Source organism: Mycobacterium sp. NGS35, assembly GCF_059812855.1.
In genome coordinates, this window is record NZ_JCALDL010000005.1 from 68,207 (window position 1) to 81,025 (window position 12,819).

The window sequence follows — 12,819 nt, forward strand, 5'->3', positions numbered from 1 at the left end:
GCACCATTTGTGCGTTTATCCACGCGGTCGTCGTCAATACTTGCCAGGTCGGGGCGTGGCGACCAGGAAGGATTCTCCCGATGCGACAGCTCATGCGGTTCAGCGCCGTCGTGGCAACGGCGATCATGGTGACGACCTGCGCAGCGGTGCTGCCATCCGGTACGCCACGCGCAGCGGCCGACGACGGCACGCGGTACATGCCGTTGAGCTCGATTCTGCGGCGGTGTGATTGGACCAACGAGCCCTATGTGCCCTCAGACAGCAAGGGCTCGGCGTACGCGCTGCTGTCTCGAAGCGGCAACACGGTGTCAGCTGAGGTGCACCTGCTCGCGGTGAATCCTGACATCTGGTACGGCGTGCGTCTGGTCGAGGTGCCGCGTCCGGGCATCAGCTGCGGTGCCGGCGAACCCGGGGTCGGCGTGGGCCGCATCTACACCGACGGAGCCGGTAACGGCACCGCGACCGTCTCGGCACCGGTCATGGACGGCGCAACAGGCGCATGGGTGTCGGTGGAGGGGCCGCTGGGCATCTCGACTCAGCTGAGCGGCGACTTCCGGACGTCGGACTACATCGCACCGATCTAACTCGGCCGAGCAAACCCGTTGCGGCGCAGGCTGTTCGAGCTCAGTGCGCCGCTACACCCATTGCTGCCAGCCGAACTGGGCGGTGCACACGAGCGCGATCCCGTCGGGTGACTGTGCCGCTGCGCCACGCGGGTTTTCGCACGGCTCGCCGATGTTGTGCACGCCGTACAGCGGGTAGGAGATCACCCAGAAGCCCGTGTCGACAGGCGGCCACTGGTTGGGAATCCAGTGGCACTGCATCGCCTCGCCGCCGCGGCCCCGCCCGAAGATGTAACGCTCCCAGCTGTAGCACGGGGCATTGAGAGCGGCGTCATACGACATGCCGGGCACGTCGCCGTCATAGCGTCCGGATGGGTCGTCGGCGGCGGCAGCGGGCGCCGTGGCGATGACGGCGGCCGTGACCGCGATGGCGGCAAGTAACTGACGATTCATTTCCCCACCCTCCCGTCGTTTCGGGGCAAAGCCTAACCGGTGGCGTCGGCGCCACAAGGGCTTCTTGCAAGACCGATGTGCGCTCAGCGGTAGAGGCCGTCGATCAGCTCCCGGTTGTGCTCGGCCACCACGGTGCGCTTGACCTTCAGCGACGGGGTGAGTTCACCGCGCTCCACCGACAGGTCGTGGTCCAGCAGCGCCCACTTCTTGATCGTCTCCCAGCGGTTGAGCTCGGCGTTGAGCTTCTTCACGTACTCGTCGACCAGCGCGTGCACTTCGGGCGTCTTCACCAGTTCGGCGTACGACTTGCCAGTCATCCCGCGGTCGGCCGCCCACCCGGAGAGGCTGTCCGGGTCCAAGGAGATCAGCGCGACACAGTAGTTGCGGGCTTCCCCGAAGACCAGGAACTGGCTGGCGTAGGGGCACATCGCGATGAACTTCGCTTCGATCGCCGGCGGCACGATGTACTTACCGCCGGAGGTCTTGAACATCTCCTTGATCCGACCCGTGATCCGCAGGAACCCGTCGGAGTCCAGCTCACCCTTGTCTCCGCTGCGTAGCCAGCCGTCTTCGGTGAACGCGCCGGCGCTCGCGTCGGGCAGGTTGTGGTAGCCGGCCATCACTTCCGGACCGTTGATCTGCACTTCCCCCTCGTCGCTGATGCGCACCTGGGTGCCGTCGAACGGCAACCCGACGGTACCGAGCTTGTAGTTGTCGGGGCGGTTGATGAAACCGCCGCCGGCGGTCTCGGTGAGGCCGTAGCCCTCGAGGATCAGTAAGCCCGCGGCATGAAACCATTCGGCGATCTCACGGTTGAGCGGTGCGGAACCGGACACGAAGAACCGGATCCGGCCGCCGAATGCCTGCCGCACCTTGCTGAACACCAATCGGTCGAACAGCTTGTGCTGCAGAGCCATTGGCATCGGAACGGACGTGTTCTGGCGACGCCGGCGGTCGACCTCGACACCGACGGCGAAGGCCGTTTTGAACAGCTTCTCTTTCAGCCCGCCCTGGTCCTGCTGGGCGGTGACGATCCGAGCGTGCGCTTTCTCGAAAATCCTGGGCGCAGCAGCCATGAAGGTGGGCTTGACGGCGGCGGTGTTCTCCATGATCTTGTCGACGCGTCCGTCGACGGCGCTGACGAAGCCGCACGCCAATTGCGCGGACACCAGCACCTTGCCGAACGAGTGGGCCAGCGGTAGCCACAGCAGCTGTATGTCGTCTTCGCCCAGCAGGCCCATCTCCGCGACGGCCATCCCGTGGTACACCCACGCTTTGTGTTGCAGCCGAACACCTTTCGGCTTGCCCGTGGTTCCGGACGTGTAGATCAATGTCGCGAGCCGGTCGGGCGTGATCGCGTCGACGGAGTCGCGGACTGACTGGGGATGCTCGGCCAGATGCTTGGCGCCCACTTCGGCCAGCTCGTCGAGAGTGATCACCCAATCGTCGTCGCCTCGGTCCTGTTCCCCGGCTTCTGATGCGTCGAACAGCACCACCTTGGTGACGCCGGGCAGATCGGCACGACGTTCCGTCAGCTTGGCCAGTTGCTCGGTATTCTCTGCGAAGACCACCTTCGATTCGGAGTCGGACAAGATGTAGGCGGTGTCCGCGGCGTTGGTGTTCGCATACACGGTCGTGGTGGCTGCGCCTGTACACATGACCGCGAGATCGGCGAGTATCCATTCGTATCTGGTGCTGGAAGCGATGCCCACGCGCTGCTCGGGTTCCACCCCGAGTGCCAGCAGCCCCGCCGCCAGCGATTCCACCCGGTCGGCCGCCTGCCGCCAACTGATCGACACCCAATTGCCGGCCTCGAGGTAGCGGAACGCCTCCTTGTCGGGCGAACGTTCGACGCGCTGAAGAAACAGCGCCGCGAGACTGGATGCGGTCTGAACGGGGGATGTGGTGGTCGCCATCGTTTCCTCGCCTCGTTGCATACGGAGGGTGGGACGGACTCCACCCTCTCCGGTCATCATTGTGGTCGTATCTCGCCGGTCAGCGTCGGCGGTTGAGCATCCAGATCCGCGTGGACAGCAGCGTCGCAAAGGCACACCACAACGGATAGGCGGCCAGTGCCAGCCCACGGGGGCCAAGTGTTCCGACGGTGCGTCGCGTCAGATCCGCGCTGCTGGCGGTCAGCGCCGCGGCCGCCACAGCCGATGCGCCGAGCTGGCGGCGGGTGAAGAAAAGCCAGCTCCAGCTGCCGTTCAGCACGAGGTTGGCGGCCAACGCGGCGACATATCCGCGTGCCTCCTCGGAACGTCCCTGATCGCGCAGGCCGTCGATGGTCGACGCCGACGCCACTGCGATGTCGGCGTAGAGAACCGGCCACACCACGGGGAAGACCTGCCGCGGCGGCTGGAAGCCAGGCTTCTTCAACCGCCGGTACCAGAAGGACTCCGCGGGCCGGCTGGCCAAGCCGCCCAGTGTTGCGGTCGCGGCGACCGCCGCCGATGTCGCGGCCAGTGTCATCGCGCGCATAGTGCAACCTTCCCAGTCCCAGATCCGCCAGATTTTCTAGTTTGCGCGGGAGTTCCCTGCGCCCGCGGTTGCTAACCCCGGTGCGGCTGCGGCCGACGTCTGTCACCGAATCGCCCAGCGGCACAACGCGTCACGATGCGTGGGTCAATTACGCCAGCGCGGCGGGGCGAGCACGATCGAAATCCCGCCGTCATCGCACAGCCAGTCCTCTTCGCAGGGATACGGGTAATACGGACCTGCCGAGGGCGCCGGCGCTCCCGACGGGCCGGTGACCGTGCCCTGCGCGCACACCGTGACGCCGCCGCTGGTGGTGCAGTCGGCTGCCGCCGGCGGCGCACACACCACCGCGGCCGCTGCGGCAGCGGCCAGCGTTCCGGTCGTGAGGTGGCGCCTCAGTGTGAACACAGCGGATTCAGCGTAGTCCTCGTGGGACTATGTGCGGGCGGCTTCCAGTAGTCGGCGAGAATGGACCACGATGGCAACACTGCGCTTTGGTACGGCGTGATGAGCAACCGACGCGACGTCGTGGTCGTGGGCTCGGGTCCAAATGGTCTGGCCGCAGCGGCGATCTGCGCCGCAGCCGGACTATCGGTCGAGGTCTTGGAGGCCCAGATGCAGCCCGGTGGCGGCTGCCGGACCGTCGAGCTCGATCTCGAGGTGCCGCTGCGTCACGACCTGTGCTCGGCAGTGCACCCGCTCGCCGCTGCATCGGAATTCTTCCAGCGGTTCGACCTTGCCGGCCGCGGCGTCACGTTGGCCCAGCCGGAGGCGGCGTATGCCCAACCGATGGACGGCGGTCGCGCGGCGATCGCATATCGCAGCATCGATCGCACCGTCGACGAACTAGGCGGAGAAGACGGCCGATTGTTCAGGCGGGTGATGGCACCGCTCGTCGATGCAGTGCAGGCGGTTCGGGACATCGCACTGTCGGACTTTCGAAGCGTGCCGGCTGCGGCCCTGACGCCGCGCGGATTGCTTGCGGCCGGTTCGCTGGCGGCGCGGGCGCTGCAACTCGGGACGCCGCTGTGGGAGCGGATGACCCACGCCGAACTCTGCGGCGCCCTGGTGACAGGGGTTGAGGCACACGCCAATACGTTGATCCCGTCAATCGCCGGCGGTGGCGCGGCGATGCTGCTGGGAGCGCTCGCCCACACCCACGGTTGGCCGATTCCGGTAGGCGGAAGCCAATCGATCGCCGACGCGCTGATCGCAGACATCTCGGCGCGAGGCGGTGTGGTCAGCTGCGGTCGTCGTATCCGGCGCGCCGATGATCTGCCGGACGCCAGGGTGTACCTGTTCGACACGTCGCCGTGGACCCTCGTCGACGTGTTCGGAGAGCGCCTGGGGTCGCGGTACCGGGCGGCCGTGCAGAAGTTCCGCCCGGGAAGCGGCGTGGCGAAGGTGGATTTCGTTGTGTCGGAAGAGATTCCATGGGCTGACCCGCGGGTGGGTTCGGCCGGGACGGTGCACATCGGCGGAAGCCGCGCGCAGATGGCGCAGGCCGAGTGCGATACCGCCGCGGGCCGGCACAGCGAAACTCCGATGGTGCTGCTGAGCCATCCGACGGTGGCCGACCCGACGCGGCGGGCGCAGGGCGGTCAGTCGCCGCTGTGGACCTACGCGCATGTGCCGAACGGCTCGACGCGTGACATGACGGAGACTGTGACCGCGCAGATCGAACGTTTCGCGCCGGGGTTCCGCGACATCGTCGTGGCATCGCGCTGCATCCCGGCCAGCGACATGTCGCGGCACAACGAAAACTACGTCGGCGGCGACATCGCGGTCGGTCAGGTCTCGATGTACCGGATGGTGGCCCGGCCGGTGTTGCGTTGGGACCCCTACCGAACCCCGATCGACAACGTCTATTTGTGCTCGGCGGCGACACCACCAGGTCCCGGAGTGCACGGGATGTGCGGCATGAACGCCGCCCGTCGAGTCCTGAGACGCCACTTCGGCATTCGGAACCTACGGGATCTTCACCTCGGGCCAACGACACCGCGGCACCCCGGAAGCGGTTCGACGGCGCCATGAATTGGTGCGGCGCGCGGTGGGTACATGAGTCCCCATGGCAAATCACACGGGGACGACGCAGCTTGATTCCGTCCCGCAGATGAAGTCGGTCGTGGTCGTCGGCAGTGGATTCACGGGTTTCGAATGTGCCCGGCGACTCGCCCGCCAGATGCGCAGGCGAAATGCCCCCGTGACGGTGACGCTGATCTCGCCGATCGACTACATGCTGTACACCCCCCTGCTGCCTGACGTGGCGGGCGGCGTGGTGGACGCACGCTTCGTGACGATCCCGCTGGCCGGCATGCTCAAAGGGGCCCGGGCTGTGCGTGGCCGCGTCGACGAGGTGGACCTCAAGAACCACACGCTGACTTTCACCGATCCCGAGCAGCGGTCGCGCAGCATGTCGTGGGACCGCCTGGTGCTGGCACCCGGATCGGTGACTCGCCTGTTCGACATCCCCGGACTGGCCACCCACGCCAGAGGCCTGAAGTCCACCGCGGAGGCCCTGTACCTGCGCGACCATGTGCTCGAGCAATTCGAGCTGGCGTGCCTCGACGAGGACAAGGACCTGGCTCAGTCGCGCCGCACCATCGTGGTGGTCGGCGCCTCGTATTCGGGGACGGAACTTGTCGCGCAATTGCGGGCGCTCGCTGACGCCGCCGCCAAGCAGATGGGATTCGACCCCGCGTCGGTGAAGTTCCTGTTGCTCGACCTCGCCGAGCAGGTGATGCCCGAGGTGGGTGAACGGCTTGGCCAAGCCGCCATGGACGTGCTGCGCAGTCGCGGCATCGACATTCAACTGGGCAAGACATTGAAGGAAGTGCATGCCGATCACGTCGTGTTGAGCGACGGTTCGGTAGTGGGCACCCGCACGGTGGCCTGGCTGACCGGCGTGACGGCCGCGCCGCTGATCGAGCAGCTCGGCTTGCCCACCGAGAAGGGCAGGCTCAAAGTGCAGGCCGACCTGCAGGTCCCCGGCCATCCGGACGTCTTCGCCGGCGGCGACGCCGCTGCGGTGCCGGATCTCACGCAACCCGGAAAGATCACCCCGCCCACCGCGCAGCACGCCATTCGTCAGGGAAAGACGTTGGCGCGCAACGTCGCCGCCAGCCTCGGCTACGGCACGAAGAAGGATTACCGGCACCGCAACATGGGTCTGGTCGTCGACCTGGGCCCCCGCTACGCCGTCGCCAATCCGCTCAACGTCCACATCTCCGGATATCCGGCGAAGCTGGTCACCCGCGGCTATCACCTGTATGCCATGCCGCGGTTCGTCAATCGGTGGGCGGTGGCGCTGGCGTATCTCACCGACGCGATGTTCCCGCGGACGATCGTCTCGATCGGGCTCGCGTCGGAGGCGGATGCGGAATTCTCGGCCAGTCAAGGCATTCCGCTGCCCAAGGCCAACTGAGCGGAATGGAACCTTCCGGCGACGAGTTGCTTGCCGCCGTCGAAGCATCGCCGCGGGCAGCGCGCGCACATGATCGGGCTCAGTGGGTTGGGCTATTCACCGCCGACGGGCGCGTCGAGGACCCGGTCGGAACACAACCGCACGTCGGGCACCGCCAGATTGGCCGCTTCTACGACACGTTCATCGGACCACGGCAGATCACTTTCCACCCTGATGTCGACATCGTCTGCCGCACCACGGTGGTCCGTGATCTCACGCTCGAAGTGGTGATGGGTCACGGAGTGCGGCTGATGGTGCCCACGGTCATCCGCTACGACCTGCGGGCGGGGGGATCCGGCTGGCGGATTGCGAGTTTGCGGGCGTACTGGGAATTGTCGGCGATGATCGGCCAGTTCCTGCGCCAAGGCGTGAACGCAGTGCCGATCGGCCTGCGGCTCGCTGGGGCGCTGCTGCGCAACCAAGGGGTGGCTGGCACGGCGCGTTACGCGGGGGGGCTTCGCAGTGTGGGCGTTGAGGGCAAGCGACTCGTCGAACAGGCGCTGACCGACGGCAGGCTGCGAACGGATCTGCGTAAGTGCCACGTGCACAGGCTGATTGCCTCCGGTTCGACGGTAGTGGCGTCGCTGGACACCCCGGCCGGACGTGCCGTCGTGTTCGCCGACGTTGATCCGCGCACGGCCGCAATCGGCTCCGTCGAGTACTTCACGTCCCCTACAACTCGAGCGTGAGCAGTTCTCCTTTGGGCGCGCGAGACACGCAGACGAGCATCGCGCCGGCCTGCCGCTCAGGTTCGGTGAGCAGCGTGTCGCGGTGATCCACCCGACCGGCGAGGACCCGGGTGCGACAGGTTCCGCAGAATCCCTGCTGACACGAGTATGGCGCGGCCACCCCGGAGCGCTGCAGCGCCGACAACAGCGTCTCCTGCGCGCCGACGTCCACGACCGCGCCGGTGGATGCGACGCGCACCGAGAATTCCTCGCCGTCGGCCACGGGAGGCGCGGCGAATCGCTCGAAATGCAGTTCGACACCGTCGCGGCCGGCCAGCCGACTGCGAATCGCGGTGAGCAACGGGGCCGGCCCGCACGCGTAAACCGCTGTCCCGTCTGGACATTCGCCCAAGAGTTCGTCGGCGGCCGGCAGCCCGTGGACGTCGTCGGTGCGGATCCGCACCCGGTCGCCGTATTGCGACACCTCGTCGACGAAGGGCAGACTGTCAGCGCTTCGGCCCACGTAGATCATCGACCACTCGACGTCGAGGCGCTGCACTTGCCGCAACATCGACAGGATCGGCGTGATGCCGATACCGCCGGCAACGAACCGTAACCGGGTTGCGGGCGAGCCACGACCGGGAATGACCAGCGGGAAGGCGTTGCGGGGCCCGGATGTGGTGACAGTGGATCCGACCACGAGTGCGTCGTGCACCTCGATGGAGCCGCCGCCGCCGTCAGGGATGCGACGTACGGCGATGCGGTAGGTCTGACGGTCGCCTAGATCGCCGCACAGCGAGTACTGACGGACCCGGCCGCTCGGCAGGTGGACGTCGATGTGCGCGCCCGGGTACCACCGGGGCAGCGGCGCGTCGTCCGCCGCGGCCAGTGTCAGTGCCACCACGTTCTCGTCGAGGGCTACCACTTGCCGGTCCACTATTCGCAGGGTGCGCATACGGTCGCGCTCCGGCGGCGCCGGAGGCCGGCGCAGAGCGCCGGTGAGCCCCCACACCCCGGACACGATCACGCTGGCCAATCCGAGCAGCGGATCGTGTCTGGTACGGCCGGAGGCGCTTGCCGGCACGTCGGCGACGCGAAAACCGAAGCGCGCCATCAGAGGTGGGCAGCCCGCGCGGCCGGCGAACTCGCCAGGTAGGCGACCGCTTGCGCGGTGGACCCCATCTTCTCGGGTGTGAAGCCCGGTCGCAGATAGTCAAAAGTGTTGCTGCCGAAGAGCTTTCGGTAGCGAGGCAGCAGGCCGTGTTTGGAGTCGAGATAGCGCAGCTTCTGCATCCGCAGCCATCCGAAGTCCACCTGCGGGTCCGTCTTGACCAGATACCACGAGACCCGCTGGAACATCACGAACATGAATGTCGACGCCATGAGCATCGCGCCGACGCGGTCGAGGTAGCTGTCGCTGAAGTAGGTGGCGACGTCGTGGGCGACGTTGCGGTGCTCCACCTCCTCGGCGCCGTGCCAGCGGAACAAGTCGACGAACGTGGGGTGCGCGCCGAAGTCTTCCCACGCGTTGTTCAAGGCGAAGTCGCCGAGCACCGCGGTGTAGTGCTCGAGCGCCGCGATGAACCACAACCGGTCGCACAGCTGGTTGTGCCGGCGCTTCGGTGCGGTGGCGGTCGAGGCACCGAGCACTTTGGAGAACGCGTATTCGACTTGATCGAGCACTGGCTTGGGGTCGAAGCCGCGTGCCTCCATGAACTCGTGCAGGGCCTGCTCGTGGATGTCGGCGTGAATGGCCTCCTGGCCGATGAAGCCGCGCATGTCGTCGGCGAGCTTGGGGTCTTTGACCAGCGGGAGCGCCTCGTTGTACGTCGCAACGAACCATCGTTCCGCCGCCGGCAGCACCACGTTGAGGATGCCGATCATGTCCGATGCGACCGGATGTCCCGGTATCCAATGCAGCGGAATGTCGGAGAAGTCGAAGTGCACCTTTCGGGGCTGAATCTGCACCGGCCCCGGATCGACCTCGCGCTCGCATCGTTGCGGTCGCAGCATGACGGAATTCTACGGCCGTGCGCACATCGATGTTTCGTTCGCCCGGCCGATGTCAATATGTCGGGCATGCCCGGAGTTGGCGATGTCTTGGAGTGGGCGCGGCAGCAGGTCGCGTCACGCGTTCCGAAAGCTGATCTGGACCAGCGCGACCCCGACTACATCCGCGACCAATTGCCTGGCTTGTGGTTGTTGGCGTCGGTGTACTTCCGGGCCGACGTGCGGGGGCTGGACCGGATCCCGGCGGAGGGGCCGGTGCTGCTGGTGGGCAACCACAGCGGCGGCAACCTGCCACCTGACACGTTCGTCTTCACCCTTGCTTTTTCGTCGTACTTCGGCGTCGAGCGGCCGTTCTACCAGCTCGCGCACAACCTCGTCGTGTCCATGCCCGGACTGGGCGCGCTGCGTAAGTTCGGCACCGTCGCCGCAAACCACGACAATGCGCTGCTGGCCTTGCAGTCGGGCGCCGCGCTGCTGGTCTATCCCGGCGGTGACTACGAGGTGTTCAGACCGTCGTGGGAGCGCCATCGCGTCGACTTCGGCGGCCGCAAAGGCTATGTGCGCCTGGCCCGAGAGGCTGGCGTCCCGATCGTGCCGATCGCCAGTGTCGGCGGTCAGGAGGCGGCGCTGTTCCTCGACCGCGGGCAGTGGCTGGCCAAGTTGCTGATGGTCGACAAGATGGCGCGGCTGAAAAGCGTGCCGATCTTGCTGGCACCGCCATGGGGTCTGGTGGTCAGCGACATGATCCCGCGGCTGCCGCTGCCGACGAAGATCGTCATCGAGGTGCAGGACCCGATCGACGCCGCCGACATCCAGTCCGCCGACGACGACACGATCAACGACAAAGTCCTGGGCAGCCTGCAGGCCGGTGTGGATCGGTTGGCTGCCGAACGACGCTTCCCGCTGATCGGCTGACAGGTGAGAGTGCACGAATGAGGGTTCAACGCCGCTGCGTCATCGACGCGAACCGCGACGACGTCTGGAAGGTCGTCAGCGATCCGGACTGCTATCCGAGGTTCATGGCGAATCTCGCCCGCTGGGAGACCGTCACCGACGGTCCGGTGCGGGTGGGCGCTCGCTACACCGTCCATTGGAAGATCGGTTCGGTACCGGTCGGTGGGCTGATCGAGGTGGTGGAGTTCGACGAGTCGCGCGATCTGGCGTTCATCGGCATCACCGGTATCAACCTGCGGGGCCGAATCCGGTTGCGCGACACCGCAGATGGCCGCACGAAGGTGATCTTCCGGCTGTCCTACCAGGCGCCCGGCGGACTTCTCGGCCTGATCGCGGACCACCTCGCCACCCGGCAAGTCGGCCGGACGCTGTCGGCCACACTGAAGAACCTGAAGGAGCTCGTCGAGTCCTAGGTGGTTTCAGCGGCTGGTTTTAGGGCTTTTGCAGGCTGGGTAAACGACGTCGAGGTGTACATCACCGAAGGAGTCTGACGATGCCCAAGACCAGCAAAAGCGGAAGCGCAAAGAAAAGCGAACTGCCGAGCACGCTGCAGAAGTCGCCGGCCAAGGCACAGCGGACGTTCGCCAAAGCGCACGACGCCGCGGTCAAGGAATATGGGGAAGGCGAGCGGGCACATCGCGTCGCGTACAGCGCACTCAAGCACAGCTTCGAAAAGGTCGGCGACCACTGGGAGCCCAAGAGCAAGAAGGGGCCGTCGGATCAGCGCGCGAAGAGCGGCGGACCGAACGCGAAAGGCGAGACGGCCGAAGGCGTCAATGCGAATGCCAGCAAGAAGCATTTGATGGAGGTCGCCCGCCGGCTGGATGTCTCTGGGCGTTCGTCGATGAGCAAAGAAGAATTGGTTGCGGCGATCAAGAAGGCCAATCGGCGTGAGTCGGCGCGCAAGCGTTAACCGCGGGTTTCGACTGTCGGTTCGCCCTGCGGCGGCCCGATCGGCGGCGGATCGGCGTGCGGCGGTTCGAATCCCTCGATCAGATGGCGCCACTGGTCCGGCGTAAGAGCGCGACGAGCCTTGCGCCGGGTGATCAAGATGCCGACGACCGCCAGCGTCCACACGCCGTACTGAACCGTCCAGGCCAGGCGGAACGACGCGAACGAGTAGCCACCCGCCGCACCGATGATGAGGCCCATGATCTGCATCACCACCAGCGATGCCAAGAAGCCGCCCATGTTGACCATCCCCTGAGCGGTGCCCAGCGTCGCCCGGGGATTGAACGTGCGCGCAAAGTCGAAGCCCACCATCGAACCTGGGCCACCAACCGAGATCACGACTACCAACAAAGTCAGCAGCCATAGTGGTGCGCGGTGTGGAAATGCAAGCACCACAGTCCATATCGCCACGTTGCTGGCAATGATCGTCAGCACCATCCATGACCTGCGCAGCGGGTAGCGCGCCGTCAACACCCCGAGCACAACACCGGCGACGATGGCGGTCACCACCGACAGCGACAACAGTGCACCCGCTGTCTCCGTCGAAACGCCCTGCGCCGCGGTCAAATACGGGACACCCCACATCAACGCGAACACGGTGACCGAAAACTGCGTACCCATGTGGGTGAAGAAGCCCAGTCGAGTGCCGGGCCGCAGCCACACCGTTTTGACGCTGGCAAGGGTGGCGCGGAAGTCGGTCTTGTCGTCCCGAACGATTGCGCCTTCGGGGGTGTCGCGCACCAGCGCGAGCGTCAGCGCAAGCGACAGCAGCCCGAACGCCGCGACGGCAACGTATGCAGCGGTCCAGCCGGAGTGCAGCATCAGCGCGAGGAACGGCAGCGCCGACAGCACCTGTCCCAGCTGCCCGCAGATGCCGGTCAATTGCGTGACGAGCGGAACCCGCCGCGGGGCGAACCAGTGGGGTACCAGTCGCAGCACCGAGATGAACGTCAACGCGTCGCCCAGGCCGAGCACGGCGCGCGCAGCGATCGCCGCCGGCAGCGCGGTGGAGAAGGCGAGCGTGAGCTGTCCAGCCGCCATCAGCCCGGCGCCAGTGGCGATCAGCGTCTTGGAGCCGAGCTTGTCCAACAACACACCGGCGGGAACCTGCGCCGTCGCATAGACCACCACCTGAAGCACCACGAACGTCGACAGCACTCCCGGGGTGGCGCCGAACCGGTCGGCGGCTTGCAGCCCAGACACTCCCAACGTGGTGCGGTCGAGAACCGCGACGATGTAGCCCAGTAGTCCCACAGACCAGACAATCCAGGCGCGCATC

Annotated in this window: 14 protein-coding genes; 7 read left to right on the top strand and 7 right to left on the bottom strand. The window is 66.3% G+C overall.

Going from position 1 to position 12,819, the window contains the following annotated elements; genetic code table 11:
* The first annotated feature begins 80 nt into the window (after positions 1 to 80).
* Complete coding sequence (locus tag AC5Y4C_RS10800) at positions 81 to 584, top strand: hypothetical protein (RefSeq protein ID WP_499908566.1); 504 nt, start codon at positions 81 to 83, stop codon at positions 582 to 584.
* A gap of 51 nt (positions 585 to 635) precedes the next feature.
* Here AC5Y4C_RS10800 and AC5Y4C_RS10805 read toward each other — a convergent pair whose 3' ends face one another.
* From AC5Y4C_RS10805 to AC5Y4C_RS10820, 4 genes are all read right to left on the bottom strand, one after another.
* Positions 636 to 1,016, bottom strand: a complete 381-nt coding sequence (locus tag AC5Y4C_RS10805; protein WP_499908564.1) for a hypothetical protein — start codon at positions 1,014 to 1,016, stop codon at positions 636 to 638.
* Between the two features lie 83 nt (positions 1,017 to 1,099).
* A complete protein-coding gene (locus tag AC5Y4C_RS10810; RefSeq protein WP_499962914.1) occupies positions 1,100 to 2,932 on the bottom strand; it encodes an AMP-dependent synthetase/ligase in 1,833 nt (610 codons plus the stop codon).
* A gap of 79 nt (positions 2,933 to 3,011) precedes the next feature.
* Entirely contained in the window at positions 3,012 to 3,497 is a 486-nt protein-coding gene (locus AC5Y4C_RS10815) for a TspO/MBR family protein (RefSeq protein WP_499949104.1), read from the bottom strand.
* A 144-nt stretch (positions 3,498 to 3,641) separates the two neighbouring features.
* Positions 3,642 to 3,902: a hypothetical protein gene (locus tag AC5Y4C_RS10820; protein WP_499908558.1), complete on the bottom strand. Its 261-nt coding sequence runs from the start codon at positions 3,900 to 3,902 to the stop codon at positions 3,642 to 3,644.
* Positions 3,903 to 4,001: 99 nt separating this feature from the next.
* Here AC5Y4C_RS10820 and AC5Y4C_RS10825 point away from each other — a divergent pair, with 99 nt between their 5' ends.
* The 3 genes from AC5Y4C_RS10825 (at position 4,002) to AC5Y4C_RS10835 (ending at position 7,646) form a co-directional block, all read left to right on the top strand.
* On the top strand, positions 4,002 to 5,528 hold the full coding sequence (locus AC5Y4C_RS10825) for a phytoene desaturase family protein (RefSeq protein WP_499962912.1): 1,527 nt from the start codon (positions 4,002 to 4,004) through the stop codon (positions 5,526 to 5,528).
* A 79-nt stretch (positions 5,529 to 5,607) separates the two neighbouring features.
* Positions 5,608 to 6,918: an NAD(P)/FAD-dependent oxidoreductase gene (locus tag AC5Y4C_RS10830; RefSeq protein WP_499949112.1), complete on the top strand. Its 1,311-nt coding sequence runs from the start codon at positions 5,608 to 5,610 to the stop codon at positions 6,916 to 6,918.
* Positions 6,919 to 6,923: 5 nt separating this feature from the next.
* Positions 6,924 to 7,646, top strand: a complete 723-nt coding sequence (locus AC5Y4C_RS10835) for a nuclear transport factor 2 family protein (RefSeq protein WP_499962910.1) — start codon at positions 6,924 to 6,926, stop codon at positions 7,644 to 7,646.
* Here AC5Y4C_RS10835 and AC5Y4C_RS10840 read toward each other — a convergent pair.
* Together AC5Y4C_RS10840 and AC5Y4C_RS10845 are read right to left on the bottom strand one after the other, a co-directional pair.
* Complete coding sequence (locus AC5Y4C_RS10840; RefSeq protein ID WP_499962908.1) at positions 7,630 to 8,739, bottom strand: PDR/VanB family oxidoreductase; 1,110 nt, start codon at positions 8,737 to 8,739, stop codon at positions 7,630 to 7,632. The genes AC5Y4C_RS10835 and AC5Y4C_RS10840 overlap by 17 nt on opposite strands.
* Positions 8,739 to 9,638 (bottom strand): metal-dependent hydrolase, encoded by a 900-nt coding sequence (locus AC5Y4C_RS10845; RefSeq protein ID WP_499908550.1) that lies wholly within the window; start codon positions 9,636 to 9,638, stop codon positions 8,739 to 8,741. The genes AC5Y4C_RS10840 and AC5Y4C_RS10845 overlap by 1 nt, the downstream gene beginning before the upstream one ends.
* A gap of 66 nt (positions 9,639 to 9,704) precedes the next feature.
* Here AC5Y4C_RS10845 and AC5Y4C_RS10850 point away from each other — a divergent pair, with 66 nt between their 5' ends.
* The 3 genes from AC5Y4C_RS10850 (at position 9,705) to AC5Y4C_RS10860 (ending at position 11,502) form a co-directional block, all read left to right on the top strand.
* On the top strand, positions 9,705 to 10,550 hold the full coding sequence (locus AC5Y4C_RS10850) for a lysophospholipid acyltransferase family protein (protein WP_499908548.1): 846 nt from the start codon (positions 9,705 to 9,707) through the stop codon (positions 10,548 to 10,550).
* A gap of 17 nt (positions 10,551 to 10,567) precedes the next feature.
* Complete coding sequence (locus AC5Y4C_RS10855) at positions 10,568 to 11,002, top strand: SRPBCC family protein (protein WP_499949118.1); 435 nt, start codon at positions 10,568 to 10,570, stop codon at positions 11,000 to 11,002.
* Between the two features lie 80 nt (positions 11,003 to 11,082).
* On the top strand, positions 11,083 to 11,502 hold the full coding sequence (locus tag AC5Y4C_RS10860; RefSeq protein ID WP_499908544.1) for a ChaB family protein: 420 nt from the start codon (positions 11,083 to 11,085) through the stop codon (positions 11,500 to 11,502).
* Here AC5Y4C_RS10860 and AC5Y4C_RS10865 read toward each other — a convergent pair.
* Positions 11,499 to 12,818, bottom strand: a complete 1,320-nt coding sequence (locus tag AC5Y4C_RS10865; protein WP_499963008.1) for an MFS transporter — start codon at positions 12,816 to 12,818, stop codon at positions 11,499 to 11,501. The genes AC5Y4C_RS10860 and AC5Y4C_RS10865 overlap by 4 nt on opposite strands.
* Between the last annotated feature and the right edge of the window lies 1 nt (position 12,819).

Excerpts from the sequence above, each read along its gene's own strand:
- AC5Y4C_RS10850 (WP_499908548.1), top strand. The coding sequence starts at position 9,705 with ATGCCCGGAGTTGGCGATGTCTTGGAGTGGGCGCGGCAGCAGGTCGCG.
- AC5Y4C_RS10860 (WP_499908544.1), top strand. The coding sequence starts at position 11,083 with ATGCCCAAGACCAGCAAAAGCGGAAGCGCAAAGAAAAGCGAACTGCCG.
- AC5Y4C_RS10840 (WP_499962908.1), bottom strand. The coding sequence starts at position 8,739 with ATGGCGCGCTTCGGTTTTCGCGTCGCCGACGTGCCGGCAAGCGCCTCC.
- AC5Y4C_RS10845 (WP_499908550.1), bottom strand. The coding sequence starts at position 9,638 with ATGCTGCGACCGCAACGATGCGAGCGCGAGGTCGATCCGGGGCCGGTG.
- AC5Y4C_RS10815 (WP_499949104.1), bottom strand. The coding sequence starts at position 3,497 with ATGCGCGCGATGACACTGGCCGCGACATCGGCGGCGGTCGCCGCGACC.
- AC5Y4C_RS10835 (WP_499962910.1), top strand. The coding sequence starts at position 6,924 with ATGGAACCTTCCGGCGACGAGTTGCTTGCCGCCGTCGAAGCATCGCCG.
- AC5Y4C_RS10810 (WP_499962914.1), bottom strand. The coding sequence starts at position 2,932 with ATGGCGACCACCACATCCCCCGTTCAGACCGCATCCAGTCTCGCGGCG.
- AC5Y4C_RS10865 (WP_499963008.1), bottom strand. The coding sequence starts at position 12,818 with ATGCGCGCCTGGATTGTCTGGTCTGTGGGACTACTGGGCTACATCGTC.
- AC5Y4C_RS10825 (WP_499962912.1), top strand. The coding sequence starts at position 4,002 with ATGAGCAACCGACGCGACGTCGTGGTCGTGGGCTCGGGTCCAAATGGT.
- AC5Y4C_RS10855 (WP_499949118.1), top strand. The coding sequence starts at position 10,568 with ATGAGGGTTCAACGCCGCTGCGTCATCGACGCGAACCGCGACGACGTC.
- AC5Y4C_RS10805 (WP_499908564.1), bottom strand. The coding sequence starts at position 1,016 with ATGAATCGTCAGTTACTTGCCGCCATCGCGGTCACGGCCGCCGTCATC.
- AC5Y4C_RS10830 (WP_499949112.1), top strand. The coding sequence starts at position 5,608 with ATGAAGTCGGTCGTGGTCGTCGGCAGTGGATTCACGGGTTTCGAATGT.
- AC5Y4C_RS10800 (WP_499908566.1), top strand. The coding sequence starts at position 81 with ATGCGACAGCTCATGCGGTTCAGCGCCGTCGTGGCAACGGCGATCATG.